The organism is Corynebacterium faecale (assembly GCF_030408735.1).
GTDB lineage: Bacteria > Actinomycetota > Actinomycetes > Mycobacteriales > Mycobacteriaceae > Corynebacterium > Corynebacterium faecale.
Map to the genome: position 1 here is coordinate 1,945,058 of NZ_CP047204.1, position 26,345 is coordinate 1,971,402.

Genomic DNA, 26,345 nt, shown 5'->3' on the forward strand with positions numbered 1-26,345 from the left:
AGGCGGCGCTGTTGGTCAGGAAGGTGTGGGTTCCTAGATGACACCCTGTGCGAGCATGGCGTCGGCGACCTTACGGAAACCGGCGATGTTGGCACCGACCACGTAGTTCTTCTCGTGTCCATATTCCTTGGCGGTGTTAGCGCAGGACGCGAAGATGTTCTTCATGATGCGGTGGAGGCGCTCATCGGTGTATTCGAAGCTCCAGGAATCCCTGGAGGCGTTCTGCTGCATCTCCAGAGCCGAGGTGGCCACGCCGCCGGCATTGGCGGCCTTGCCAGGTCCGAACAGGACGCCACGCTCACGGAAGACCTCGATGGCTTCCGGGGTGGACGGCATGTTCGCGCCCTCCGCGACGAAGCGGCAGCCATTGTCCGCCAGGGTGCGTGCGTTGTCGCCGTCGAGTTCATTCTGAGTCGCGCAGGGCAGGGCGATATCAGCCGCAAGATCCCAGATGGAACCCTCGGTGTGGTACTCTGCGCCCTCGATCTCATCGGCGTAGACGGAGACACGGGCGCGACGGGACTCTTTGATCTCGCGGAGTTTGGACACATCCACACCGTTCGGGGTGGAGACCCAACCACTGGAGTCGGAGAATCCCACCACGATGGCACCGAGTTCCTGTGCCTTCTGAATGGCGTAGGTGGCAACATTTCCGGAACCGGAAACGATGACCTTCTTGCCGCTGATGGACTCACCTTCGGCCTTGATCATCTCCTGCACGAAGTAGACGGCGCCGAAGCCGGTGGCCTCAGTGCGGACCAGGGATCCACCCCAGGTCAGTCCCTTTCCGGTGAGCACGCCGGACTCATGCTGGTTGGCCAGGCGACGATACTGGCCGAAGAGGTAACCGATCTCACGGCCGCCCACTCCGATGTCACCGGCGGGAACATCGCGGTATTCACCAATATGGCGGTGGAGCTCGGTCATGAACGACTGGCAGAAGCGCATGATCTCCAGCTCGGACTTACCCTTGGGGTCAAAGTCGGATCCACCCTTGCCGCCACCGATGGGCAGACCGGTCAGGGAGTTCTTGAAGATCTGCTCAAAGCCGAGGAATTTGACGATGCCCAGGTTCACAGAAGGATGGAAACGGATGCCACCCTTGTACGGACCCAGAGCTGAGTTGAACTGGACTCGGAAACCACGGTTGACCTGCACCTTGCCATTGTCATCAACCCAAGGGACGCGGAAGATCAGCTGGCGCTCCGGCTCGCAGAGACGCTGGATCAGACCATAATCGGCGTAATGGGGATCCTTCTCCAGGACGATCTTGAGAGATTCGAGAACCTCTGCCACGGCCTGGTGGAACTCTGGCTCACCGGCGTTGCGCTTCAGCAGCATGTCGTAGTAGTTGGAGACCTGCTCATCTACAGTCATGAATTCAACGTTCCCATCTCGGCACTGCGGGCAGTTGAATTTGCGATGAAATTTCAGCTGCGCACCTGCACGGCTTGTCATACCTAACGGTTAATAGTTTTAAACCACGGAGGGCTAAAAGAGCAACTCCCTGCCATGAGAGTTGGCTCACAGATGCCCAAGTGGCAGGTCAGTCCTCACGTCTAATTATGTCAGCCTGATGACGATATGACCACAAAGGCAATAAAATTACAGTACCCGAGAAACCCCGCCCCTTCGCCTCTCGACATCCATGGGAAATAAGTAAACCCGTCAACTTTCCCCTCTCGGCATATGAAACCTCTTCCCCCACTGGTTCTAATACCACTGACATCGCCTGATCACACCACACTTGTATAACCGCCACCCCGGGGAGCACCGCGTGTGCGGAGCTGATTGCCTGAGACGATAGGGTTTGTAGGAAACCGCCGTTTGAGATGAAAGGCACACCACTTCATGACAGCCACTCCCACCATCATCGTCGCACCGGATTCCTTTAAGGGAACGGCAACAGCGGCTGAGGCCAGCACCCATCTGGCTGAAGGCATCCGTGAGGTACTCCCCAACGCTGAGATCATCCTGGCCCCCATGGCCGATGGCGGTGAGGGAACGGCCGCTGTATTCGGTGGTGAAACCATCACGCTCCCCACCACCAATGCCGCCGGCCGCCTGACCGAGGCCAGCTACACGCTCGATCAGGAAACCGCCACCGCCTACATCGACGTCGCCGCCGCATCAGGACTGCCAGCCGTGGCAGACAATCCAGTCCCCACCACGGGCGACACCTATGGCACCGGTGTGCTGATTGCAGATGCGGTGAGCCGCGGCGCCACACGCATCACACTCGGCCTCGGCGGCACAGCGACCACTGACGGCGGCAGCGGCATCCTCGTGGCCCTCGGCGCGGTTTTACGCAACAGGGAGGGCTACAGCCTGCGCCAAGGTGGAGTCGACCTGGCCAGTCTGGATAACATCGACACCGCAATGCTCAACATCCCGGCGGGCGCAGCAGAGTGGATCCTGCTCACCGATGTCTCCGCCCCAGCCACCGGCCCTGACGGAGCCGCCCGGGTCTTCGCACCACAAAAAGGTGCGACCCCGGATGAGGTGGAGGTGCTCGATGCGGGCCTGACCCACATGTGCGACGTTCTCGGCGTTGACGGAACCAAGCCTGGGATGGGTGCCGCCGGTGGCATCGCTGTCGGCCTGACGTGGCTGTCCACTCTGCTCCACGGTTCCGATGACCACATTCATGTGCTGCCCGGTGCGCCCCTGATCGCACGTGCCACCGGCCTCGAGGAGATGATTCCCCGCGCTGATCTGGTCATCACCGGTGAGGGCAGACTTGATGCCCAGTCCTACACCGGAAAGGTGGTGGGGACCCTCCACGGCCTCGCCCACGCGGCCGGGGTCCCCCTGGCGGTGGCCGCCGGAGAGATCGACGGAGACATACCCGTTGGAGTCATTCCCGTCGAATTGGAGAACCACGCTGATGTGTCGATCCAGTTGCGTACCGCAGGACGAAAGATCGCGGAGCAGTTCATCTCCCGTGGCTGAATGATCCGCTGATCAGCGGAGGATCTCCACCGTCCATGGGTACTGGGCGGGTACCTCATACAGCAGCTCCTGTTCAAGGAGGAAGGCGTCCTTGGGCAGGTCAGCAGGTGGGGTCAGGAGGCGGGCGAAGATCATGGTGATCTGGTTGACGGATCCCTTCACACCGTCCACTTCGATGAGATAGCGGTTGACTGAAGCCTCCTCGAGCTCCAGATCCTCGTGTTCATCCCGGTAGGTCTGGCGCAACTGTTCCTCCACTTCCCCGGCTACGGGTGCCACTGGATCGTGGATGACGAGGCCGGAATCCATCAATCCCTTGGAGATGATGAAGTCCGATACTGCGGTGAATCGCCCCGCGAGATCGATAGATTGGTCATTGGGGACGAGAACATCAAATTGAATCTTCGGCATGACATCACACTAGCCAATAACCTGTTAGTCATGAACAGCCCATTCAGCACCCAACCCACCCCCATCCGCACCATGGCGGATGGAACCATCAAGCAGGTTCACCCCTTCACCGGCACGGAGGTGTGGACGGTGCCGGGACGGGGTAACCGGCCGCTGTCACATTCCGCTTCCAACCCGGTTGCGCTGACCGCAGACGATCACACCACCTATTGCGCCTTCTGCGCTGATAAACAGCTGTCCACTCCCCCGGAGAAAACCCGCATGGTCAAGGACAGCAACGGCGGATTCACCATCCTGCCCGGGGTCCTGCCGGGCGATCTGCACAGCACGACAGCAGAGTTCCGACGGGTGCCCAACCTGTTCGAGATCGTCACCTATGAATATTGGAACAAGAACTTCGGATTCGAGATGGATCCGGATACAGCCATGCGGATGGCCACCTACCTCGCCGATCCTGAAGGGCGTGATCACGTCCTGGCCATTATCCGTACCCGCATGAATGCCGCCGGTGAGGACCCGACCGTGCTCACCGAAGCGGAGCTCCTGGGGAAGGCCCCGGGCTATTTCTCCGGCGGGCACGATGTGATCGTGGCCAGGCGCCATTTCACCGAAGACGCCACTGACAGCTCCCAGCTGGCGTCGTCTGGCACGCTCACGGCAGAGGAGCATGAGGCGTTCATCCGGTTCACGGTCGACGGGATCCGCGCCCTCTACGCCAGCAACCGCTATGCGCCCTATGTGGTGGTGTTCCAGAACTGGTTGAAACCAGCAGGTGCGTCCTTCGACCACCTCCACAAGCAGCTCGTTGCTATTGATGAACGCGGACACCAGAATGAGGTGGAGCTGGCTCACCTGCGTCGCAATCCCAATATGTACAACGAGTGGGCAGTGGATTACGCCGGTTATCACAACCTCATCATCGCTGAGAATGACCATGCCGTGGCGTTCGCCGGGTTCGGGCACCGCTACCCCACCCTGGAGATCTACTCCAAGTCCCCCACCTCTGAACCGTGGTTGCAGTCCAGGGAGGAGATTCGCGGCATGAGTGATCTCATCCATGCCTGTCATGCCGCCACCGGCCCCGATGTTCCCTGTAATGAGGAGTGGCAGCACAAACCGATCGATGTGGATATGCCGATGCCCTGGCGCGTGATGATCAAGTGGCGTGTCTCCACTCTCGCCGGGTTCGAGGGCGGCACCAAGATCTACCTCAATACCCTCTCACCTCAGAATGTCCGGGATCGTGTGGTGAAGGAGTTGTACCGTCTGCGGGACGAAGGTGCCATCGATGCTGATATGAAGATCGCCACCGAATGCTCCGTGGAACGAAACAGTCTGAAGTACAATCCACTGCTGCAGAACTAGGACCACCCACCGACCTATCGGTGCGATTGCCCTACTATCAGCTGTATGAGTTATATCTCCGATCTGTTGCGCAACCATGGTGTCGATCTGTCCTGGCAGGAGGCTGTCTACCAGGACCTGCATGAGCACCCGGAGCTCTCCGGATTCGAGATGGAGACATCCCGCACCATCCTCACCCAGTTGAAGCGATTTGATTGTGAGATCATCTCACCGCTGGGTGGTTATGGTGTGGTGGCGATCTTCCGCAACGGTGATCATGAGAACCACCCGGTCGCGTTGATGCGCGCGGATTTTGACGGCCTGCCGGTCAAGGAGACCACCGGCCTGCCCTGGGCATCAACGCGGGTGCGTCCCCTCAACGGCAACAACGTGCCGGTCATGCACGCATGCGGCCATGATATGCACACCACGGCCCTGCTCGGGGCCTGTGCGCTTCTCGACGAACGACGTGACGCCTGGGAGGGCACTTTCATCGCCTTGTTCCAACCGTCGGAGGAAAACGCCCGTGGTGCCAATGCCATGGTTGCCGACGGCCTGGTGGACAAGATCCCACGTCCTGATGTGTGTTTCGGCCAGCATGTGGTGCCCGGCCCCGCCGGTGCTGTGATGAGCATGCCCGGCGCGGCACTCGCAGCCTGTGATTCCATTGACATCCGTATCCAGGGGCGTAGTGCACACGGATCCATGCCCCACAACTCCATTGACCCGACGTATGTCGCAGCCATGATCGTGGTCCGCCTCCAGGGCATCGTGGGCAGGGAGGTATCTCCAGAGGACTTCGCCGTGGTCTCCGTGGGCACCCTGCAGTCCGGAAACTCCAACAACACCATCCCGAGTGAGGCCCGGCTGGTGCTCAATTGTCGTTTCTATAATGACACGGTCAAGAAGAAGGTGTACCGCGCCATTGAGCGGGTGGTGCGGGGCGAGTGCCTGGCTTCCGGAATCGAGCACGAACCGGTCATTGAATACTTCGCCCACGGTGAGTTGACCGACAATGATGTTGAAGTGTTCGCCCGCGTCCGCCCCACCTTTGATGAGGTGTTCGGTCCTGCTTCCTTCACCGGTGACCGGTGGACGGCCTCGGAGGATTTCCCGAATATCCCGATGGCGCTGAACAGTCCGTATCTGTACTGGACCATCGGGGCCACCCCCGCTGGGGATTGGGCGCGGGCCGTTGCAGCCGACCGTGTTGCCCAGGATGTCCCTGCCAATCACATGGGTGACTTCGTGCCGGATTTCGAACCCACGGTTTCCGCTGCCACCACTGCGGCCGCGGCAGCGGTTCTGACTTATCTGGGTGCTACGAAAAGAAGCGGTCCGCAGTAACTGCGAACCGCTTCCCCCTCTACCGTGAACCGCGTGGGTTATGCCTGGTAGTAGGTGATCAGGCCGGTCTCAGCGGCGTTGACCAGCATGTCGTTGCATGGGATCACGCGCGCGGTGTAACCGAAGCGTCCCGGGAGATCACGGCAGACCTTCACGGAATAGGTGTCGCCACCGGTATTGACCATGTCGTAGACGATCGGATCAATGAGCTCACCGTTGTCGCCGGTCGCTCCGAGGATGGCCTGAACGCAGATGTCTTCTTCGCGCAGTTCACCCTTGGATGCCTCCACGGAGATCTCAACCTCAACCTCGGTGGATGCGTGTGCATCCTGCTCCACGCTGGTTTCACCGAAACGCAGGTTGGACAGGGATACCGTCTGCCATTCCTTCTTCACGGTGTTCAGCCATTCAGCATAGGCACCGGCAGCCTCAGGCTTGGAGATGAGCTCAGCCTGGTGCCTGGTCGGGCGGTAGTAGTCAGTGGTGTAGTCACGGACCATGCGGGTGGAGGTGACCATCGGGGACAGGATGGTCCAGGAGCGACGGACCAGGTCCAGCCAACCCTGTGGAACACCGTTCTCATCGCGGTCGTAGAACAGCGGTGCAACCTCGTTCTCAAGCAGGTCATAGAGCGCCTGGGACTCAAGGTGATCGCGGTACTCGAAGTCAGGGGATTCCACGGTCGGAATGGTCCAACCGGTCTCCTCCTGTGGCATTTCATCCCACCAACCATCAGAGATGGACAGGGTGAGGCCACCGTTCATCACGGCCTTCATGCCTGAGGTGCCGGAGGCTTCCTGTGGGCGGACCGGGTTGTTCAGCCAGACATCGGTACCGGAGATCAGGTAGCTGGCAAGGTTGATGTCATAATCCGGCAGGAACAGGAAGCGGTCACGGACGCCGGCCTGGTCTGCGAACTGGACGATCTCCTGCATCAGCTTCTTGCCGCCCATGTCATGGGGGTGTGCCTTGCCGGCGATGACGAACTGGACTGGGCGTTCCTCGTTGAGGAGGATGGACCGCAGGCGCTCCGGGTTGCGCAGCATCAGGGTCAGACGCTTATAGGTGGAGACACGACGGGCGAAACCGATGGTGAGGATGTTTGGATCGAGGACACGACGGGTCCAGCCGAGCTGAGCCTCATTGTGTCCACGGGTGGCCCAGGAGTCATTGGTGGCCTCGCGGGCAACATCAACCAGGTCGGCACGCAGCTTGTTGCGCACCTCCCAGATCCGCTCGGAGCTCACGGCGTCCGCGTTGTCCCAGCTGTCCGCGATGGCGAGGTCAACGCCGCCGGAGACACGCTCGATGAGCTCGAGCATCTCTGGCTTCACCCAGGTTGGGAGGTGGACACCGTTGGTGACATGGCCGATCGGAACCTCAGCAGGCTCATAGCCCGGGTAGAGGTTGGCGAACATCTCACGGGAGACATCACCGTGCAGCTTGGCCACACCATTGGCGTGCTGTGAGGAACGCAGACCCATGTGCGCCATGTTGAAGCGGTAGGGGTCATCCTCACGGCCCAGCTCGATGGCCTTGTCCACTGGGACACCTGGGCAGAGACGCTGATCTTCAGGGAGTCCATCGCCGAGGTAACGGCGGACCATGGACATGTCGAAGCGGTCGATGCCAGCGGGAACAGGGGTGTGGGTGGTGAAGATGTTGGAGGCACGGACCTGCTCGAAGGCTGCCTCGTAGTCCATTCCCTTTTCCATGCGCTGACGGACGCGCTCCAGGGTGAGGAAGCCTGCGTGGCCTTCGTTCAGGTGTGCAACCCCCGGGCGGGTCAGGCCGCGGGCCTCACAGAATGCATCGACGGCACGGACGCCACCGACACCGAGCACCACCTCCTGCTTGATGCGGTGCTCTGAGTCACCACCGTAGAGACGGTCGGTGACAGAACGCATGTCCTCTGGGTTCTCCTCGAGGTTGCTGTCCAGCAGAAGCAGCGGGATGCGGCCGACGTTAGCCACCCACAGCGCGATCTTCATCTCGCGGCCCTCAGGGAAAGCGACTGAGACCTTGACCTGCTCACCGTTTTTATCGGTGACAGCCACGATCGGCAGCTGCTGCGGATCGTGGTATTCGTACTTCTCCTGCTGCCAGCCGTCGGCGGACAGGGACTGGGTGAAGTATCCGTGGGTGTAGAGCAGGCCGACACCGATCAGTGGGACACCCAGATCAGATGCGGACTTCATGTGATCGCCGGCCAGGACGCCGAGTCCGCCGGAGTAGATCGGCAGGCTCGGGTGGATGCCGAATTCCATGGAGAAGTACGCGGCGATGGGGTTGGTGGTGGAATCCTTCTTGCCAGCTGTCTGCTGGTACCAGAGCGGGACATTGAGGTAGTCGCTGAGGTTCTGGGACTCATCGTTGATACGACCCAGGTACTCGTCATCGGTGGCCAACTGGCGGAGACGGGATGCGGGTGCCTGGAGGAGCATCTGCTTGGGATCTTCGCTGAGCTTGCCCCACAGTTCCGGATCGATGTCACGGAACAGCTGCTTGGTTTCCTCCCGCCAGGACCAGCGCAGATTGTGCGCGAGCTGAACCAGAGGTTCAAGCTGTGTCGGGAGCTGATTACTGAACTGGATTGTGCCTACTGATTTCACGCCCTCAAACCTAGCCCGAACTTGGCGCTCCTGCTACCGGAATCGCTGCACAATTCCTATAGGGAGGAAATTACGGGGGCAGAGAGTATGGTGTTCACCTCCGTACCGGTGGGTTTTCAGCGTTCGAGGAGTTCTTCGGTGGTTACTCCCGGTAGGGAAACCGTCACCGGGGTTCCCCATGGATCCTTCATGATGATGGAGGTTCCATTATCGGAGTGCTCCCAGTCCCCCAGCCGTGCAACAAGCAGGTCCAGATCATTGCGCTCCGGCACGAGGATGGAGACCTCAGCAAGCCCCAGGGTGGCTGCCCGTGGTCCAGCCCCACCGGAATGCCAGGTGTTCATGGCCACGTGGTGATGGTATCCGCCGGCGGAGGTGAACAGTGCACCCGGGATGGAGGTGGTGCGCTCGAATCCGATGCGGTCAATATAGAAGTTGGAGGCCTGGTTCAGGTCACCGACCTGGAGGTGGACATGTCCGATGGTGGCTGGCTGGATCGAGGTGGAATTCAGAATGTTCTGGTCCATGTGCTTCTGCAGATAGGCGTTCGGATCCAGGTAGATCGTGGCCATATCCACGTCGTTGCCGGTGTAGGTCCAGGCGTCGCGTGGCCGGTCGAAGTACAGCTCGATGCCGTTGCCCTCCGGATCGGTGAAGTAGAACGCCTCGGAGACGAGGTGATCAGAGGAACCGACGAAGCTGGATCGCGTGTCCTGCGCTGCACGGTAAACGGTAGCCGCGAGGGACGCAGGGGTCTCGAAGAGGAAGGCGGTGTGATAAAGACCTGCCTGGCGGGGATCAACACCCGGAAGGTCCGGAGTGGCGATCAACCTCATCAGTGGTACTCCGTTGCGCCCGAGCACCCGGTGCACTTCCCTGCCCCGGGATTTCTCTTCAATGGGATCCATGTCCAGGATGGCTGCGTAGTAGGAGGACATATTCTCCAGGTCGCCGACGTGGAGGGTGACGGCGTCCATGTGGGTTGCGGAGTTGATGTTCTTTTCCAGGGTGCTCATGATGATTATCTCTCTTCTCGCTGACTGCTGCTGTGGTGTTAGTTATAGTTATACGCCCATTTAGTTGACATGTCAAGCAATTCACGCAGCATCAGGAAACACAAAAGGCGCTGACAAAGATTGTCAGCGCCCAGTGCAGGGGAAAATCTACTTCGGAACCCGGGTATCCTCACCCAGGAGATGGACGTGGATCATGTTGGTATTACCGGTCACTCCGGGAGGGGAACCTGCGACAACAACCATCATGTCGTCCTTCTGGTACTCATCCATGGCCAGGAGTGCGCGATCAACCTCACGCATCATATCGTCGGTGTCATCCACCTTCGGGCACAGGAACGTCTGGGTACCCCAGGTGAGCGCCAGCTGGGAACGAACATCCGGATCCGGAGTGAACACGAGCAACGGCAGATGTGAATGCAGACGCGCAAGCCTCTTGGCGGTGTCACCGGAGGTGGTGAACGCCACCAGTGCGCGGGCATTGAGCCGCTCGGCGATATCACGTGCGGAGTAGGAGATGACACCACGCTTGGTGCGTGGAATATGGGTGAGATCCGGAACGCGGCCGTCGGTCTCTGCGAAACGGACGATGCGGGACATGGTGCGGACCACGTTGTGTGGATCCTTACCCACGGAGGTCTCACCGGAGAGCATCACGGCATCTGCGCCGTCGAGAACCGCATTGGCAACGTCAGATGCCTCGGCGCGGGTCGGACGGGAGTTTTCAATCATGGAGTCAAGCATCTGGGTGGCCACGATGACCGGCTTGGCATTCTCACGGGCAATCTGGATGGCGCGCTTCTGAACCAGCGGGACCTCTTCCAGTGGCACCTCAACGCCCAAGTCACCACGGGCAACCATCACGGCGTCGAAGGCCAGGACGATGGACTCAAGTGCTGCGACAGCTTCCGGCTTCTCCAGTTTTGCAATAACGGGGACACGGCGTCCCTCCTCGTCCATGATGGCATGGACCAGTTCAACGTCAGCCGGGGAGCGAACGAAGGAGAGCGCAATGAAATCGACGCCGAGCTTCAGCGCGAAACGCAGGTCGGTGATGTCCTTCTCGGACAGCGCCGGAACGGAGATGTCCATGCCCGGCAGGGAGACACCCTTGTTGTTTGAGACCGGGCCGCCTTCAACGACCTCGCAGATGACGTCATTGCCCTCGACGGACACGCAGACAAGGCCGACCTTGCCGTCATCGATCAGGAGGCGGTCACCTGGCTTGGCATCCCTGGCCAGGTTCTTGTAGGTGGTGGAGACACGGTCATGGGTGCCCTCCACCTCATCGACCGTGATGCGGACGGTTTCACCGGTCTCCCATACCGTGGGGCCATCCTTGAAGCGCCCAAGACGGATCTTGGGGCCCTGCAGGTCAGCCAGAATGCCGACGGCACGACCGGTTTTTTCAGTGGCCTCGCGGACCCACTTGTAGTTCTGTTCATGATCAGGGTGATCGCCATGGGAGAAGTTCAGTCGGGCAACATTCATGCCGTCCTGAACGAGTCGCAGAATTCCATCTGCGCTGGCAACCGCCGGGCCAAGGGTGCATACAATCTTCGTTCGTCTTTCCACACTGACCAGCCTAACCCTTTCCCTTCCCACCGGCTACAACGAGTCCGGATAGTTGGCCAGCAGTTCATCAGCTGTACGCACTGCATAAGTACCGTGGGGAGACCTGAACAGCACCACCGAAAGTGGCGGGATAACCCGATGACATGGCGAAATCACCCCAAGATCGGGCACTGTCAAAACCAACCGGACAGTGCGCTATCGCCCACAAAAGCAGTCAGGCGATAATGGTCACATCTAATGTTCGGAGCGGGGTGATCTCCTCCCGCCCCCTGTCGGATCGCCGTCATTCATGTCGCCTGCGGACATCTCCGCGAGAGCCGCCTGGTGGAATGGATCGACCTCATCCGGCGATTCGCGCCCCTTCTTCAGCAGGAAGAAGACAATGACCGCACCGATGAAGACCACCGCGGACACCAGCGTGTTGATACGCATGTCGAACACCATCGTGGCCTCATCCGTGCGCATCTGTTCAATCCAGAACCTGCCCAGGGTATAACCTGCGACGTACAGGGCGAAGACGCGCCCATGCCCCAGGCGGAACCTCCGGTCGGCCCAGATGAGCAGGGCGAAGATGAGCAGATTCCACAACAGTTCATAAAGGAAGGTGGGATGCACGGTGGCCATGACCTCACCGGTGGAACGGCCCATTACCGGGGAGAACCGTCCGTCCTCGTCCACCCGGTAGTAGATCTCCAATGCCCACGGGACATCGGTCTCGGCGCCGTAGAGCTCCTGGTTGAACCAGTTGCCCAACCTGCCGATCGCCTGGGCGAGGATGATGCCCGGCGCAACAGCGTCCGCGAACGGTCCGAGCGGCAGCTTCTTGTAGCGGAAGTACCCCCACACGGCCAGGCCACCCAGGATGATGCCTCCCCAGATACCCAGACCGCCGTTGGTGATCTTCAGGGCGTCCACCGGGTCACAGGTTTCACAGAAGTACTTCTGGTTGTCGGTAATCACGTGGTAAATCCGGGCGCCGATGATGCCTGCGGGAACCGCCACGATGGCGGCGTCCAGCACCACCTCGGGATTGCCCCCACGCGCGACATACCGCTTCCTGGTGAGCCAGATGGCCACGATGATGCCCACGATGATGCATATGGCATAGGCACGGACCGGGAAGGAACCCAGGTGCCATACGCCCTGGGGTGGAGATGGGATTGCTGCCAGTGTCATGACATCCACAGTTGTTTCAAACCTCGTCACGTGTCAGTGCGGAATTCTAGAATATGAATAGCACTAACTTAGCAATGCCACCCGCCCGGGGAGCGACTGCGCCCCCACCACCAGTCCACCGTGGTGCCCGCTGGGGGCGCCACCAGGGTGGACTGATGGGGCGTCGATAAGCAGGTTTCAGCGTGACGGGCAGGCGGGGTGCATGCCGGCGGACACCAACGATTTGGTGGCGGCCAGCGGGTTGTGTGGCACGTAGATGGCATCGGCGGAGTGACGGGCGTAGGCCATCAACTCCCTGGGTGTCCAACAACCCCCCACCACCAGACGCACCGTCTCCTTCGGCAGCACCTCACAGATTCCCGCGAAGGCCTCGGGCAGAGTTTTAGGACCGTGATAGCCGGTCACATCCACGGCCACCACGGACGCTCTGGCTGCCACCGCACGACGGGCCTCATCGGGGTTGCGCACCTCGACGAAGGCGCTCATGCCCAGGGCCTCGGTGCGGTCCACCAGTGATTCCAGTTTGTGTTGATCCATGGCCCAGACCGCGAGTGGCAGTGCATCGGCGCCCATCACGCGCGCCTCGTGAATCTGATAGGGATCAATGATCAGATCGTCGAGTAATAAAGGGAGCGTCACCGCCAACCGGATATCCTCAATATCCTTCACCGCCGTGGCGAACTGTCCCCGCCGAACCGTGTAGCTGAGCATCGCCGCCCCGAGTTCCTCGACACGTGCGGCGAAATCCACTGGGTTGTGGTGATCAGCAAAATCCGAGGCCACTCGGTCGAAGGCGGCAATCACATTGCAGCCAGACCGCAGGAGAACCGACCGGACATCAATTACTTCCGGAGTACTGGATGACCGCGACTTCGCCTTCACATTCTGAAACGACACCTTCTCCTCACGTGCCGCAACTTCTGCTGCGACATCCTGGAGAATGCGGTTATCAACTGTAACCATGCCCGACCTCCTTCCTACACATGCAGGAATAAGGTTATCCCGAGTGCAGGTGGCTTAAGAAATCAGGTCTCCGGTTTCTAGCTCCGACCAGTGCTTTTACCACTACCCCCGGAAGCGTCAGTGGGATCAATGTCCTCATCAAGTGCGTCCCACATCACACGTCCAGAATCGGGTGCGGTCTCCAGGTCCGTCCGGATCTTCTCTGCCCGCGCCTGACGGCGTTCATAGCGGCTCGCCTGTGCCGGATCAGTACCGGGACGCATGGCCAGCAGCACACCACCGAACAGGGCCAGCGCGCAACCGATCAACGCCACCACAGCAGCCAGTGGATGATTGCTCACATCGGTGATCCCCGCCCATTCCGACAACAGGGTGCCGGAGTTGGCTTGTTGGCTGGCCACTCCTGAGGTCAGCAGCGTCCGGGCGCGTTCTGCATCCTCGGCGGTGGCCTCCCCGGTCAGCAGCGACAGCGGGGACAGGCTCGCAGCGATGGCCACTGCGGCTGAGATGACACCGATGATGCGTCGGCCCAGGCTGCGCAGCACCAATCCCGCCACACACGCCGCAGCCAGGACGAGCGCCAGAGCCATGATCTCCGTGGACCACACGGCTCCCACGATCGACTGGGTGGAGCTGCCCGATTTGTCATCGAACGCCTCCACCGTGATCCAGTTCATCCGGGAGCTGATCCAGACCACGAGGGCGCCAACTCCGATCATCAAGGCTGCCAGCACGCGGGGTTTCATAGTGATTCCTTTGCTCATTGTGTTGTGCGGCGTGCGGTGGCACGCCCCGCTGCCAGATGCTTATCGACGTGCTACGCCGACGGCCCCAGCAGGGTGTCTGCATCGAAGCAGGTGCGGTCGCCGGTATGGCAGGCGCCTCCGGTCTGGTGGACAGTGACCAGGACGGTATCACCATCACAATCCAGGGACACTCCCGTCACCTCCTGCACATTGCCCGATGTCAGCCCCTTGATCCAATATTCATCACGGGAACGGGAGTAGTAAGTGCCCCTGCGGGTGGCCAGGGTGTATGCAAGCGCGTGGGTATCCATCCAGGCCATCATGAGGACTTCACGGGTATCCGTGGCCTGAACGATGGCCGGGATGAGCCCGGCGTCGTTGAACTTGAGGCGGTTGGCAATGGCCGGATCAAGCTCAAACTCCGCCGGATTGTCACTCACCTGTGCCGCAGGCCCGGTCACCTGCGGACCTCGAATCCTGCGCCCTCGATGGCATCCTTGACCTCAACGATGGACACCTCACCGAAGTGGAAGATGGTGGCGGCGAGGACGGCATTGGCGCCAGCCTCGACCGCGGGCGGGAAGTGCTCAGCAGTGCCTGCTCCTCCGGAGGCGATCACCGGGATGGAGACGGCGGCGCGGACCTTCTCCAGCAGCTCGATATCAAAACCATTCTTGGTACCGTCACCATCCATGGAGTTCAGCAGGATCTCCCCCACACCGAGCTCCTCACCGCGTCGGGCCCAGTCGATGGCATCCAGGCCTGCTGACCTGGTGCCACCGTGGGTGGTCACCTCGAAACCAGACGGTTGCGGCGCACCGCCTTCCGGCACGCGACGGGCATCCACCGACAACACGATGCACTGGGCGCCGAAACGCTGGGACAGCTCAGAGAGCAACTCGGGACGCGCGATGGCGGAGGTGTTCACGCTGACCTTGTCAGCACCGGCGCGCAGCAACTGGTCCACGTCCTCGACACTGCGTACACCGCCACCCACAGTCAGGGGGATGAAGATCTGCTCGGCGGTGCGACGCACCACCTCCAGCATGGTGCCGCGTCCGTCCTTGGAGGCGGAGACATCGAGGAAGGTCAGTTCGTCAGCGCCCTCCTCCCCATAACGTCGGGCCAGTTCAACCGGATCACCGGCATCGCGGAGGTTCTCAAAGTTGACCCCCTTGACCACTCGTCCGTTGTCAACATCCAGGCAAGGGATAACCCTGATTGCCACACCCATGTTTCTCGCTCTTTTCTGAGGTTTCTTCATTATTGTCCGTGCTGTTCGCGGACTTTAGTTATCGTACCCATCAGTACTTCATGGGCCTTCTTTGTTCCCGCGATAACGCCGTTACCGGGAACCCAGTCATTGCCCTCTGTATTGGTCACCACTCCCCCGGCGGCACGCACGAGCATGACCCCGGCGGCGTTATCCCACACATGCGGGCTGAAGGAAACGCAGGTGCCGAACACCCCCTCGGCGGTGAATGCCAGGTCCACCCCGATGGAACCGGTGATCCGGGGACGCAGATAGGACTCCGCCAGCTCAGAAAGCAGATCCCGACGCATATCCATGGGGAACTCCGTGTTCTTTGGCGTGGCCATGGAACTGAAACCCACATGGGCCACCAGGTGGGATTTCTCCTCCAACGGTGGCACGGGTGCGCCGTTGATCATCAGCGGTGATCCGTCATAGGCGGTCAACCGCTTACCCAGCATGGGCATGGAGGTGATACCCAGGATCGGTTGATCATCCTCCAGCAGTGACAGCAGAATTGAGGACATCGGATTATTGGCGGAAAAGTTGGCGGTGCCGTCAATCGGATCGATCACCCACCGGGTGCCGGAATTCGCGCCACCACTTTCTTCCCCGATCACAGGGATTCCGGTGAGCGTTCCCAACATCGCCCGCAGGTGGGATTCGATGGCATAGTCCACCTCGGTGGCGAAGTCACCGGCTGATTTCATCGATGACGGTGCGGCACCGAAGCCATTGACGAACATGGCTTCGGCATCATCCATCACCGCCTCGGCGATGGCGAGCAGCTCACGGGCATCCATGGGAACTACCCTAGCTTTTCGACGGCTTCCAGCGCTTCCGTCAGCGTGAACCTGTGCTCGTAGAGCGCCTTGCCGATGATGACAGAATCAATACCCTCATCCTGGTAACGGGCCAGTTCCAGCACGTCCTCCAGCGTGGAAATCCCGCCGGAAGCAACAATCGGGGCATCGGTGGCAGCGGCGACCTCCCGCAGCAGATCCACATTCGGCCCGGTCAGGGTACCGTCCTTGGACACGTCAGTGACCACGAAACGTGCACACCCCTGGGAATCCAGACGCTCCAGAACCTCCCAGAGATCACCACCGTCAGAGACCCATCCATTGCCCTTGGTGCGCCACTGACCGTCCTCGAGACGGACGGCGATATCCACGGCCACCTTGTCGCCATAACGCTGGATCACATCGGCGATCCATGCCGGATTCTCCAGGGCTGCGGTGCCGATATTCACGCGGGTCGCACCGGTGGACAGGGCCCGCTCGAGGGAGGCATCATCACGGATTCCACCGGTCAGCTCCACCTTGATATCCAGCTTGCCGGTGATCTCAGCCATCAGTTCATGGTTGGAACCACGGTTGAAGGCGGCGTCCAGGTCAACGAAGTGCAGCCACTCCGCCCCCTGTTCCTGCCATTTGAGAGCGGATTCCAGTGGGGTGCCGTAGGACTTCTCAGTTCCGGCCTCACCCTGGTCGAGTCGGACAGCCTGGCCGTTGACCACATCAACAGCGGGAAGAATATTAAAGGTCATGAACATTGATCCTAACTATTAAAGGTGCTTGATCCAGTTGCTGAGCAACTGGGCGCCAGCGTCGCCGGACTTCTCGGGGTGGAACTGGGTGGCCCAGAGGGCACCGTTTTCCACAGCGGCCACGAACCGGTCATCCTCGTGTTTAGCCCAGGTCACCAGTGGAGGGGTGGTCAGATCATCGGTGGCCAGAGTCCAATCGCGAACTCCATAGGTGTGGACGAAGTAAAAACGCTCATCGTCATCCAGGCCAGCGAACATATCACTGCCGGTCTGCATCTCCACGGTGTTCCAGCCCATGTGCGGCAGGATATCAGCCTGGAGGCGTTCAACCTTGCCTGACCATTCGCCACAGCCTTCAGTCCGGATACCGTGTTCGATCCCCTCATCGAAGAGGATCTGCATGCCTACGCAAATGCCCATGACCGGACGTCCACCTGCCAGGCGTGTGCCGATGATGCGCTGGCCAAACACCTGCTTGAGCCCGTTCATGCAGGCTGCGTAGGCACCCACACCGGGAACGAGCAGCCCATCGGCATTGGTACAGATCTCGGGGTCACTGGTCACGATGACCTCCGCGCCGACGCGTTCGAGAGCGCGGTGGGCGGAACGGAGATTACCTGATCCATAGTCGAGTAAAGCGACGGTTTTGGTCATGCGATCAGTTTAGGGCACCGTGCTTCGGTGACCATCACCGCAGTCTATTTTTCGTCGGTATCTTTCCAACCCGGTTTTTCGGTGGGACGGGTCAGTAGTTCGTCGACAAGCACCGGCTTGGCCGCCACCCGGTGGCGCACCGACCTGACCGTCCGCACCGCACGCCTGGCCACGGGGATCTGACGCAACCTGGCGCGGGTGTTGTCATATTCGGTGAGCCGGTGCCTGCCCACGACCCGGTCGGCTACCGTCAGGAGGATTCCCACCAGGATCACACCCGCCCCGGCGGCGAAGGCACCGTGATAGGCCAAACTCGCCGCGATGATCCCCAGCAGGAAACTACCCAGCCCGGTGCCGGCGTCATAGGAGATATTCCACACCGCTGACGCCTCGGACACCCGTGAGCGCGGCAGGCGGAAGAACATGGACAGCAGGGCCTCATTCTGCACCATTCCGAAGCCACCGCCGAACATGATGGCGCCGATCATCAGCAGCCACACGGACCAACCCTGGTAGATGGTGACCGCGATGAGCACCACACCAATGAGCGCGAATAACTGCGCCGGGATCATGGTGACCCCAGGGATTCCCCGGCGATCCGCGATCGCACCCGCCAGGTAACGGAACACCATTGCGGAACCACCGGTGACCGACAGGATCAGACCACCGATGACAGCACCCAGGACCGGATCAAGCTGGATCACCGCCGCGGGGAGGAACGAGGAGACCGCGCCGAAGGTCATGGACAACGAGGTGACGGCGAGCGCCGGGATGAGCACGAGCTTCCAGGCCGCGACCCGGGGCGTCTTCTTCTCCTCGGGGTAGTCATACCTGCTGGGTTCCTGTTTCGGCGCCGCCTTCAAGTTCGGGATGCGCAGGCACATCAGGGCGGCCACGAGGGCGATCACAGCGCCGAGGACGTAGACGATGTCATAGCTCCATCGGTTACCGATGGCCAGGCCGATCGGGAGGAAGACCATCTGGGACAACCCGATGAACACGCCCAGCATGCCGGAGGCCTTGCCCAGGAACCTGACCGGGACAAGTTCTGCCACCAGTGCTGATTCGGCCACGGTGAGAGCCCCGAAACCGATGCCGCGCAGCGCGGAAACGAGCAACACCGGCAGTGGTTCCATGCCGATCATGTACCCGATGGCCGGTACTCCGAGCATTATCGCGGAGAACACCATCACCGGGTTATAGCCGATCTTCCGGAGCGCCGCGGGAGTGAAAATCTGGGTGAGCACGGTGGCGGCCATGAAAATACCGGTGGTGGCACCAGCGAGGGTGCTCGATCCACCTGACTCAAGAACAGCCAGGGGAACCACCGGCAAAAGGAGTGACCAGCTACCGAACGCAGCTGCGACCGCCACGAGGACAGCCACGAAACCAGGACTTTTCCACATGCTGGATAATTGTTCGATCTCAGCGCGGGTTAAAGCCCTGTTCTCCAAATTAAGTCATCTCTCCGATCATCCACAGAATGCCACCGACAGCGGCGATGGCACCGATTCCACCGGCCACGATCATGCCCAGTTTGTTCTCTGCCTTATAGGCGGACCACGCACCACCGATGAACAGACCGGCGATGATGAACAACCCGTAGATCATCCACCGGTTGCCGGCATCCGCGTTCGTGGTGGCAGTCGCAAGGACAATATCAGAAACATGCAATGGGCTCACCTTTTACAGCGCACCCTTCGTGGACGGGATTCCGGTCTGGCGGGGATCCATCTCCACGGCGGCACGCAGGGCCCTGGCCACGGCCTTGTACTCAGCCTCGGTGATGTGGTGGGGGTCGCGTCCATGGTGGCAGATCACATGGAGGGTGATGCGGGAATTCAGTGCCAGGGTTTCGAAGAAATGCTCATTGATCACGGTGGCGTAGTGCCCGCCGATGACCGCGGTGATCATCTGATCAGGCTCCCCGTTGATCACGAAGTACGGGCGGCCGGAGATATCCACGACAGCTTCAACCAATGCCTCATCCATGGGCAGCTGGCAGGACGCGAAACGGCGGATACCCTTCTTGTCCCCGATGGCGTCCAGGAGTGCCTGGCCGAGGACGATGGCGGTGTCCTCCACGGTGTGGTGGGCATCGATCTCGATGTCCCCCTTGGCGTGGACCTTCAGGTCAAAACTTCCATGCACACCGAAGGCGGTGAGCATGTGGTCAAAGAATGGCAGGCCGGTGTCAATGTCCACCTGGCCGGTGCCGTCAAGGTTGATCTCGACGGTGATGTCGGATTCGCTGGTAGTGCGGGTGGAACGACCGATTCGGGACTCGGTGGTCATGACGCTTCTCTCCGTGGTGGGTGATGGTGGGGATCAGGAAGTGGGTTTAGAGGTTGAGACTGACGATGCCTGCCGCTGCATCCAGGAAGGCATCATTTTCTTCAGGAAGACCGATGGTGACACGCAGGTACCCGGCTACACCCACATCGCGGATGAGCACTCCCCTGTCCAGGAAAGCCTCCCAGGCTGCATGCTGGTCTGTGAAATCGCCGAAGAAGATGAAATTGGATTCACTCGGTACCTGGCTGTAGCCGAATTTCTCCAGGCGGGCTGCAACGCGTTCACGTTCTGCAGATAATGTGGCCACGGTGGCCAGCGTATCCTCCCGGTGGCGCAACGCGACGATCGCCGCCGCCTGGCTCAGGGAAGACAGGTGGTACGGCAGCCGGACGAGCATGACCGCCTCGATGAAGGCAGGCGCCGCCACGAAGTATCCGAGGCGGCCACCAGCGAAGTCGAAGGCCTTGGACATGGTGCGGGACACCACGAGCTTCGCGGGGTACTGCGCCAGCAGGGTGGTGGCGGAAGGCGATGGTGAGAATTCGGCATAAGCCTCATCCACGATCACGATGCCGGGGGCGGCCTGGATGATGCGTTCAATATCCTCCAGGCTGGTCACATCACCGGTGGGGTTGTTCGGGGTGGTCACGAACACGATATCGGGTGTGTGCTCCGCGATCGCCTGCAGCGCCACGTCCATGTCGATTCGGAAATCTGCACCGCGGGGAATGCCGATGAACTCGGTCTGGGTTCCGGTGGACAGGATGGGGTGCATGGAATAGCTCGGTTGGAAACCAAGCGCCGTCCTCCCCGGGCCACCGAAAGCCTGAAGCAGCTGTTGGAGAACTTCGTTGGATCCATTGGCTGCCCACAGGTTGTCACGGGATACTGTCACGCCGGTCTGATGGGTGATGTAGTCCGCGAGTGCGTCACGCAGTTCCACGGAGTCCCGCTCCGGATAGCGGTTGAGCTCGGATGCCTGCTCACGCACTGTCTCCACGAGGTCTGCGATGAGGGCATCGGAGGGAGGATACGGATTCTCATTGGTGTTGAGACGCACGGCCACGTTCAGCTGCGGTGCACCGTAGGCGCTTTCGCCGCGCAGTTCCTCACGCAGGGGAAGCTGGGACAGGGCGGTTTCGGAGGCGAGGGTCTTATCAGTCATGGTTGGGTTGTGCCTTGTGCTCTAGACGGTGTCTTCTGATGTGGGCAGGTTTTCAAAGCGGGCGCGGATGGCTTCCCCGTGGGCAGGCAGATCCTCGGCATCAGCGAAGTTGATCACAACTTCGGAGATGTCCTTCAGTGCAGCCTCGTCGTATTCAATGAGGTTGACCGGACGCAGGAAAGTATGGGTGGACAGGCCTGCGGAGAAACGCGCTGTTCCCGACGTTGGAAGAACATGGTTGGAACCTGCGGAATAGTCACCCAGTGGCACCGGGGAGAAATCGCCCACGAAGATGGCACCGGCATTGGAAATCCGTTCGGAGACAGCACGGGCGTTCACGGTGTGCACCTCGAGGTGTTCCGCCGCGTACTGGTCCGCCACGGCGATACCGATGTCAAGGTTGTCCACCAGGACGATGCCGCTCTGCTTACCGCGCAGGGCTTCTGCCACCCTGTCAGAGTTGCGGGTGATGGAGTAGCGCGCCTCGATCTCACGGTTGACATCCAGCGCCAACTGCTCGGAGTCGGTGATGAGGACGGATGCGGCCATCACATCGTGTTCTGCCTGGCTGATGAGGTCATAGGCGACATTGACGGCATTGGCGGTGTCATCAGCGAGCACGGCGATCTCCGTCGGGCCGGCCTCGGCATCGGTTCCCACCACACCCCGGACCAGTCGCTTGGCCGCGGTGACGAAGATGTTGCCCGGCCCCGTGATGATGTCCACCGGTTCCAGCCCTTCCTCCTCATCGCCATAAGCCAGGAGTGCAACGGCCTGTGCGCCGCCCACCGCCCAGACCTCATCCACACCGAGGATGGAGCAGGCCGCCATGATGGTCGGGTGCGGCCAGCCACCGTGGTCGGCCTGTGGAGGTGAGGCCACCACGAGAGTGTTCACCCCGGCTTCCTGGGCGGGCACGACATTCATGATGACGCTGGAGGGGTACACCGCGTTGCCACCGGGGACATACAGTCCCACACGGTCAATGGGGAGGAACCGCTCAGTCACGGTACCGCCCGGATACAACTCAGTGGTGTGTTCCTCAGGTTTCTGATCTGCGTGGACCTTGCGGACCCGGCGAATGGATTCCTCGATGGCCTCACGGACCTCAGGCGCCAGGGAATCCTCAGCGGCCTTGAGAACGTCTGCCGGCACCCGCACTGAAGCGGGACGGATATGGTCGAATTTCTCGCCGTACTCCAGGGCGGCTTCAGCACCGCGGTCCCTGACGTTGTCCACCACGGGCTCCACGATGGGCAGCACCGACACAACATCAGTACCTCCACGGGGCAGAGCACGGCGGATATCGCTCTTGGATGGAGTTTGACCACGGAGGTCAGTGACAGTCAGCATGGCGAGAATTTCTCCCTAAAGAGTATGGGCTTCTGCAAAAGGCCGGTGGTGACAAGCATCCCCGTTGGCAGGGCTGCACACCACACGGTGTCTCATTGTATTCCCCGCCCAGACAAAAACGGATTCGGGTACAGAACTAGCCGTTTCCCTTACACTGATAACCCAGGCTCCATAATTCTCCAAAGGTTGGTAATGTACCCTGATCACCCTCTCACAGAGGGGCCAGGTGGCATCTTTCCACCCCTCGGCTGCTGACCAACAGCTGCTCCTCCCCCGGGAAGTTCCGCCGTAGAAGACACTGACCAGCACCATTTTCCAGAAAGGACCGGGCGTCACACGTTGACTGATCGCGATTTCAAAATGCCGGACACGCTTCTTCCCCTGCCAGTTGATCTGGACAGGGTTGAGGATGCCGTGGATGCACTGGGCTACCAGTTCCTGGCTGCGGATGACCGGTTGATCATGCCGTGGCCCAACCATCGGGTCTCCCTGTACTTCGGTCAGGAATCAGGACTACACCTGACCATGTTGGCCCGCATGCGCATGACCCTGGATCTGTCCACGATCAATGAAGTAGCGCAGGCTCTGACCAGTTGGAACACCGAACGCATCGGGCCCACTGCTCTTCTGCGCGTGGGAGATCTCGGCGACGTGGAGATCCAGTTCCGCTCCTCCCTCAGCGTGGATGAGGGAGTGTCCACGGATCAGCTCATGCAGTTCATCCAGTTGACCATCAACACCGTGGAGATGGCGGTGGACACCGTTCTCGAGCTCTTCTCCGATCTGAACATCGAGGGGGCGGGCAGCGAAGAACTGTGTACGGAACAGGACGAGAGTGACCTCTTGGAGGAGATCTCAGGTCTGTTCGTTCCCCCATCTCTGTCTGCTAATGGGTTTGACAGCGGCCGTGAAAGGAGAGGCATGGACGTTCCCCGCCACCCATCCTTTGGAAACGACGATGATTCCGACAATGGGTTTTCCGATGAGTTCTTCCGCGATGCGGAGGATTCCGGTAAATACGACGACATCTGGGACGCCTCCGCCGACCAACCCGATGGCCCCACCCCCGCCGGGGGGATGGGTGACACCACCGATGACTCCCTCGAGGATCAGACCGAGGATCCGACCGAGGAGGATTCTGAGAGCACCATCGTCCGAGAGAGCCGGGAGGAGCCCTTCCTTCCGATCTTCTCCCAGTTCACGGGAAACGCCGAAGGCGCTGACAAAAACGACAAAGATGACGAAGATGTTGAGCTGAATCACGCCAACTCCGGTGATCACGATGCCCCACCCGGGGATGATGATCTTCTGGACCTTCTCGCCCTCTTGGAAGATGGCGCCAAAGATCCTTCGACGGATATACCTGTGATCGCAGATCATTCACTGGATACGCCCGGTTCAGACTCTTTTTCTGAATCGTTCCACATCCGGGATGGTGACAGCGAGCGCCCGGAATACCCCCGTGAAGTCACCCTCGACCGTGTCCGGGATCATCTGGCTGATATCGGAGTGGTGAAAACCAGCAGTGAGGAGGATTTCCTCGTCGCGTGGATCAATGAGGTGTTCATCGGTTTCTTCATTGATAACGGCCCGACCTTCCTGGTCAAGGGCCACTGGGATCCGGATATGGATCCTGACCGTGACTTCATGAAACTGTTCATGATGTGCAACCAGTGGAATGAACGCTCACTGACCACGAAGGCGTTCTGTCACAAGAACTCCCAGGGGTTGCAGGTCAGGGTGGAATTCGCGGTACCCACCGCGGAGGGACTCACCGATGACCAGCTGCGTCACAATATTGCCCTGTCCATCCACCATCTGCTGCAGGCGGTGGATTCCCTGAGCATCGAAGCCACCGGTTCCTCCATCGTCGACTGGCCGGAGTCAACCTAGCTTCTAATCCTCTTCAGGTTCCTCAGGTGGTGTGACGAAGGTGGCACACCAGTACATGAGGACCGCCAAGAATGGAGCTGTGAACAACGCGCTGCCCGGTGACATCCCGGGAACCACCTGGAAGCTCTCGCCCACTGCGCCGGCATAATCACCTGGGCTGGGATGGATGAATGTCGCCACTGCATCGCCAAAGACAATGAAGGCTACCGCCCCGAGGAAAGCCACCACGCCCAGCCAGAGCAGCATGAGGGGTCCGCGAGTGGTTTCCGAGCGCAGGAACACCACCAGTGCGATGCCCGCCCCGATGACCCCGGTGGCAATGGCGAACCAGATGAAGGCGGTGAATTCCACATTGGCAGATACCGCCACGGATGCTGTCTCCGGATCCTCAACATAGGCCGTGTACGTCGGACGCAGGAACCCCCACACCACGCCCGCTATTGCATGGACCGCGAGCGATAGCGCCAGCACTCCCGCATAGGTGCCGCCCGTGCGATTCCGGCGAGGCTTCCGCATGGTGCGACCCGGGGTGTCAACGTCGGCTTCGGTATAGCCCTGATACGGATTGCTCATGGGTTGCCAGGATACCGCCCCCACGGTCCCGGAATCTAAAGAAGGCACCCCACCCAAGGGGGTGGGGTGCCTGGCACTCAGTGTTTAATCACTCAAGTGTTTAATCGCAGAACTTCCAGCGCCCATCCTCACGGAGGAACCGCTGGGTGGCGGAATCTGTCTGGCCATTGCCGCTGGCAACCACCCATGCGGAAGCGGTGTCACCCTGAACCACAATGTCGGAGATAGAGTCCACGGTTCCAGTGTTGGCACCGGGAATCTGGTTCAGCGGGATGTCAGGGATCTGGCTGAAGTCCAGGGCGGCGGCCCCTCCAGCTGCCTCGATGACCCGGTTGCAGGTGTTCTGTGGAACGTACTGCAGCATGGATCGCACGGTGGTCGGCGCCAGGGAACCACGGATCAGAGACTCAATGGCGGCGGAGTCCTCAGGGCTGGCAGGCTGGCCACCCTGAACCGGAGGGAGTTCCTCATACGTGATCACTTCACTGGGCATCACCTGCTGTGGAGCAGGTTCACTGGCCACGGTTGCCTCAGGTGCAGGCTGTCCGGCAGGTTCGGCAGCAGCATCCTCGACGGTCTCCTCCACCGTTTCTTCCTCAGTGACCTCTTCGGTCACTTCCTCGGTGGTCTCCTCATCCGACGTGGTGGTGGATGGGGATGTACTGGTTGTGGTGGTCGATGATGTTGCGGTGTCCTCATCATTATCACTGCCACAGGCTGCCAACAACAGCGGTGCCACCATGACGGCGGCAATGGCGACCTTTTTCGCGGAAGTACGGATCGACAAGTTTCTTCTCCTGTAGTTCATCATCAGTTTCGCGCCCCCGAGGGATACGGAGACGCGAATTCACTGCGATCACCCTATCAAGCGAGTGCGTAGTAACGAGGAATAAGTTGCTGTTATTATGCTGGCAATTGTGCAACTAAACCGCGAAACAATCATCGATGCCGCCATATCCATCCTCAACTCCTATGGATTGGCTGATATGACGATGCGTCGTGTCGCCAAACAGCTGGACGTGGCCCCCGGGGCCCTCTACTGGCATTTTAAGAACAAGCAGGAGCTGATCGGCGCGACCGCCCGACGGATACTCGCCCCGTTGCTTGACGGGACCGGTGCGGACGGCGTCGACAAGCAGGGCGCGGCGGCCACCTGCGCGCAGTTACGTGACCTGATGATCAGCCACCGTGACGGTTCAGAGGTGGTCAGTGCGGCGCTTAGCGACGCCGCGCTACGCGCGGAATTGGAACGCAAAGTTTCCGACTCACTGGATGTGGCCGATGAGGTCGGGGCCTTCACTCTCCTTCATTTTGTCATCGGGGCAGTTCTTGCAGAGCAAACACAGCACCAGCTGCAGGAATTCACCGGAGACGAGGAAAATACAGAGGATGAGATCTACCGCGAGCGGTTCTCGACAGGCATAAAAATCGTCCTTGCCGGTCTAGATGCGCTCGGCACGATAAGATAAGCA

At 60.3% G+C, this 26,345-nt stretch carries 25 protein-coding genes; 5 read left to right on the forward strand and 20 right to left on the reverse strand.

The window, feature by feature from the left end; all coding sequences use genetic code 11:
• Positions 1–33 precede the first annotated feature (33 nt).
• On the reverse strand, positions 34–1,377 hold the full coding sequence (gene gdhA / locus CFAEC_RS08875) for an NADP-specific glutamate dehydrogenase (RefSeq protein ID WP_290276101.1): 1,344 nt from the start codon (positions 1,375–1,377) through the stop codon (positions 34–36).
• Positions 1,378–1,851: 474 nt separating this feature from the next.
• Between gdhA and CFAEC_RS08880 the strand changes: the two genes are divergently transcribed.
• Entirely contained in the window at positions 1,852–2,952 is a 1,101-nt protein-coding gene (locus CFAEC_RS08880; RefSeq protein WP_290276103.1) for a glycerate kinase, read from the forward strand.
• Positions 2,953–2,964: 12 nt separating this feature from the next.
• Here the strand turns inward: CFAEC_RS08880 and CFAEC_RS08885 are convergent, their stop codons facing one another.
• Complete coding sequence (locus CFAEC_RS08885; protein WP_290276105.1) at positions 2,965–3,363, reverse strand: hypothetical protein; 399 nt, start codon at positions 3,361–3,363, stop codon at positions 2,965–2,967.
• Positions 3,364–3,393: 30 nt separating this feature from the next.
• Between CFAEC_RS08885 and CFAEC_RS08890 the strand changes: the two genes are divergently transcribed.
• Positions 3,394–4,728, forward strand: coding sequence for a DUF4921 family protein (locus CFAEC_RS08890; protein ID WP_290276107.1), 1,335 nt, complete (start codon positions 3,394–3,396; stop codon positions 4,726–4,728).
• A gap of 45 nt (positions 4,729–4,773) precedes the next feature.
• Complete coding sequence (locus tag CFAEC_RS08895) at positions 4,774–6,054, forward strand: amidohydrolase (RefSeq protein WP_290276109.1); 1,281 nt, start codon at positions 4,774–4,776, stop codon at positions 6,052–6,054.
• Positions 6,055–6,092: 38 nt separating this feature from the next.
• On the opposite strand, the gene CFAEC_RS08900 is transcribed toward CFAEC_RS08895, so the two are convergent.
• The 16 genes from CFAEC_RS08900 to hisD form a co-directional block, all read right to left on the reverse strand.
• A complete protein-coding gene (locus CFAEC_RS08900; RefSeq protein WP_290276111.1) occupies positions 6,093–8,666 on the reverse strand; it encodes a glycosyltransferase family 1 protein in 2,574 nt (857 codons plus the stop codon).
• Positions 8,667–8,782: 116 nt separating this feature from the next.
• A complete protein-coding gene (locus tag CFAEC_RS08905) occupies positions 8,783–9,682 on the reverse strand; it encodes a VOC family protein (RefSeq protein WP_290276113.1) in 900 nt (299 codons plus the stop codon).
• A 147-nt stretch (positions 9,683–9,829) separates the two neighbouring features.
• Positions 9,830–11,254 (reverse strand): pyruvate kinase, encoded by a 1,425-nt coding sequence (gene pyk, locus CFAEC_RS08910; protein ID WP_290276114.1) that lies wholly within the window; start codon positions 11,252–11,254, stop codon positions 9,830–9,832.
• A gap of 234 nt (positions 11,255–11,488) precedes the next feature.
• Positions 11,489–12,439, reverse strand: a complete 951-nt coding sequence (gene lgt / locus CFAEC_RS08915) for a prolipoprotein diacylglyceryl transferase (protein ID WP_290279853.1) — start codon at positions 12,437–12,439, stop codon at positions 11,489–11,491.
• A gap of 168 nt (positions 12,440–12,607) precedes the next feature.
• Positions 12,608–13,393, reverse strand: coding sequence for an indole-3-glycerol-phosphate synthase (locus CFAEC_RS08920; protein WP_290276115.1), 786 nt, complete (start codon positions 13,391–13,393; stop codon positions 12,608–12,610).
• Positions 13,394–13,470: 77 nt separating this feature from the next.
• Positions 13,471–14,139, reverse strand: coding sequence for a TIGR02234 family membrane protein (locus CFAEC_RS08925; protein ID WP_290276118.1), 669 nt, complete (start codon positions 14,137–14,139; stop codon positions 13,471–13,473).
• Positions 14,140–14,210: 71 nt separating this feature from the next.
• Positions 14,211–14,579: a phosphoribosyl-AMP cyclohydrolase gene (gene hisI / locus CFAEC_RS08930; RefSeq protein WP_290279854.1), complete on the reverse strand. Its 369-nt coding sequence runs from the start codon at positions 14,577–14,579 to the stop codon at positions 14,211–14,213.
• Between the two features lie 17 nt (positions 14,580–14,596).
• Entirely contained in the window at positions 14,597–15,373 is a 777-nt protein-coding gene (gene hisF / locus CFAEC_RS08935) for an imidazole glycerol phosphate synthase subunit HisF (protein ID WP_290276120.1), read from the reverse strand.
• Between the two features lie 29 nt (positions 15,374–15,402).
• Positions 15,403–16,194, reverse strand: a complete 792-nt coding sequence (locus tag CFAEC_RS08940) for an inositol monophosphatase family protein (RefSeq protein WP_290276122.1) — start codon at positions 16,192–16,194, stop codon at positions 15,403–15,405.
• Between the two features lie 5 nt (positions 16,195–16,199).
• Entirely contained in the window at positions 16,200–16,940 is a 741-nt protein-coding gene (gene priA / locus CFAEC_RS08945) for a bifunctional 1-(5-phosphoribosyl)-5-((5-phosphoribosylamino)methylideneamino)imidazole-4-carboxamide isomerase/phosphoribosylanthranilate isomerase PriA (RefSeq protein WP_290276124.1), read from the reverse strand.
• 18 nt (positions 16,941–16,958) lie between these two features.
• Positions 16,959–17,594, reverse strand: a complete 636-nt coding sequence (hisH, locus tag CFAEC_RS08950; RefSeq protein ID WP_290276126.1) for an imidazole glycerol phosphate synthase subunit HisH — start codon at positions 17,592–17,594, stop codon at positions 16,959–16,961.
• 44 nt (positions 17,595–17,638) lie between these two features.
• The gene (locus tag CFAEC_RS08955) at positions 17,639–19,000 is read right to left on the reverse strand and encodes an MFS transporter (protein WP_290276128.1); all 1,362 of its coding nucleotides are present in this window, start codon (positions 18,998–19,000) and stop codon (positions 17,639–17,641) included.
• A gap of 49 nt (positions 19,001–19,049) precedes the next feature.
• On the reverse strand, positions 19,050–19,277 hold the full coding sequence (locus CFAEC_RS08960) for a hypothetical protein (protein WP_435384225.1): 228 nt from the start codon (positions 19,275–19,277) through the stop codon (positions 19,050–19,052).
• Positions 19,278–19,280: 3 nt separating this feature from the next.
• Positions 19,281–19,889 carry an imidazoleglycerol-phosphate dehydratase HisB gene (gene hisB / locus CFAEC_RS08965; RefSeq protein WP_290276130.1) on the reverse strand — a complete coding sequence of 203 codons (609 nt, stop codon included), beginning with the start codon at positions 19,887–19,889 and terminating at the stop codon, positions 19,281–19,283.
• 46 nt (positions 19,890–19,935) lie between these two features.
• Positions 19,936–21,054 carry a histidinol-phosphate transaminase gene (locus tag CFAEC_RS08970; protein WP_290276132.1) on the reverse strand — a complete coding sequence of 373 codons (1,119 nt, stop codon included), beginning with the start codon at positions 21,052–21,054 and terminating at the stop codon, positions 19,936–19,938.
• Between the two features lie 21 nt (positions 21,055–21,075).
• Positions 21,076–22,407, reverse strand: coding sequence for a histidinol dehydrogenase (gene hisD, locus CFAEC_RS08975; RefSeq protein WP_290276134.1), 1,332 nt, complete (start codon positions 22,405–22,407; stop codon positions 21,076–21,078).
• Between the two features lie 339 nt (positions 22,408–22,746).
• Here hisD and CFAEC_RS08980 point away from each other — a divergent pair, with 339 nt between their 5' ends.
• A complete protein-coding gene (locus tag CFAEC_RS08980; protein WP_290276135.1) occupies positions 22,747–24,300 on the forward strand; it encodes a YbjN domain-containing protein in 1,554 nt (517 codons plus the stop codon).
• A gap of 3 nt (positions 24,301–24,303) precedes the next feature.
• On the opposite strand, the gene CFAEC_RS08985 is transcribed toward CFAEC_RS08980, so the two are convergent.
• Positions 24,304–24,873, reverse strand: coding sequence for a hypothetical protein (locus CFAEC_RS08985; protein WP_290276138.1), 570 nt, complete (start codon positions 24,871–24,873; stop codon positions 24,304–24,306).
• Positions 24,874–24,973: 100 nt separating this feature from the next.
• A complete protein-coding gene (locus CFAEC_RS08990; RefSeq protein WP_290276139.1) occupies positions 24,974–25,660 on the reverse strand; it encodes a hypothetical protein in 687 nt (228 codons plus the stop codon).
• 130 nt (positions 25,661–25,790) lie between these two features.
• On the opposite strand from CFAEC_RS08990, the gene CFAEC_RS08995 reads away from it, so the two are divergent.
• Positions 25,791–26,342 (forward strand): TetR family transcriptional regulator, encoded by a 552-nt coding sequence (locus CFAEC_RS08995; RefSeq protein WP_290276141.1) that lies wholly within the window; start codon positions 25,791–25,793, stop codon positions 26,340–26,342.
• The last annotated feature ends 3 nt before the right edge of the window (positions 26,343–26,345 follow it).

Coding starts and splice junctions, on each gene's coding strand:
- hisD (WP_290276134.1), bottom strand. CDS start 22,407: ATGCTGACTGTCACTGACCTCCGTGGTCAAACTCCATCCAAGAGCGAT.
- CFAEC_RS08880 (WP_290276103.1), top strand. CDS start 1,852: ATGACAGCCACTCCCACCATCATCGTCGCACCGGATTCCTTTAAGGGA.
- CFAEC_RS08940 (WP_290276122.1), bottom strand. CDS start 16,194: ATGGATGCCCGTGAGCTGCTCGCCATCGCCGAGGCGGTGATGGATGAT.
- CFAEC_RS08905 (WP_290276113.1), bottom strand. CDS start 9,682: ATGAGCACCCTGGAAAAGAACATCAACTCCGCAACCCACATGGACGCC.
- hisF (WP_290276120.1), bottom strand. CDS start 15,373: ATGGGTGTGGCAATCAGGGTTATCCCTTGCCTGGATGTTGACAACGGA.
- priA (WP_290276124.1), bottom strand. CDS start 16,940: ATGACCTTTAATATTCTTCCCGCTGTTGATGTGGTCAACGGCCAGGCT.
- CFAEC_RS08885 (WP_290276105.1), bottom strand. CDS start 3,363: ATGCCGAAGATTCAATTTGATGTTCTCGTCCCCAATGACCAATCTATC.
- hisH (WP_290276126.1), bottom strand. CDS start 17,594: ATGACCAAAACCGTCGCTTTACTCGACTATGGATCAGGTAATCTCCGT.
- CFAEC_RS08895 (WP_290276109.1), top strand. CDS start 4,774: ATGAGTTATATCTCCGATCTGTTGCGCAACCATGGTGTCGATCTGTCC.
- CFAEC_RS08970 (WP_290276132.1), bottom strand. CDS start 21,054: ATGACTGATAAGACCCTCGCCTCCGAAACCGCCCTGTCCCAGCTTCCC.
- CFAEC_RS08925 (WP_290276118.1), bottom strand. CDS start 14,139: ATGAAACCCCGCGTGCTGGCAGCCTTGATGATCGGAGTTGGCGCCCTC.
- CFAEC_RS08985 (WP_290276138.1), bottom strand. CDS start 24,873: ATGAGCAATCCGTATCAGGGCTATACCGAAGCCGACGTTGACACCCCG.
- CFAEC_RS08890 (WP_290276107.1), top strand. CDS start 3,394: ATGAACAGCCCATTCAGCACCCAACCCACCCCCATCCGCACCATGGCG.
- CFAEC_RS08920 (WP_290276115.1), bottom strand. CDS start 13,393: ATGGTTACAGTTGATAACCGCATTCTCCAGGATGTCGCAGCAGAAGTT.
- gdhA (WP_290276101.1), bottom strand. CDS start 1,377: ATGACTGTAGATGAGCAGGTCTCCAACTACTACGACATGCTGCTGAAG.
- CFAEC_RS08955 (WP_290276128.1), bottom strand. CDS start 19,000: ATGTGGAAAAGTCCTGGTTTCGTGGCTGTCCTCGTGGCGGTCGCAGCT.
- hisB (WP_290276130.1), bottom strand. CDS start 19,889: ATGACCACCGAGTCCCGAATCGGTCGTTCCACCCGCACTACCAGCGAA.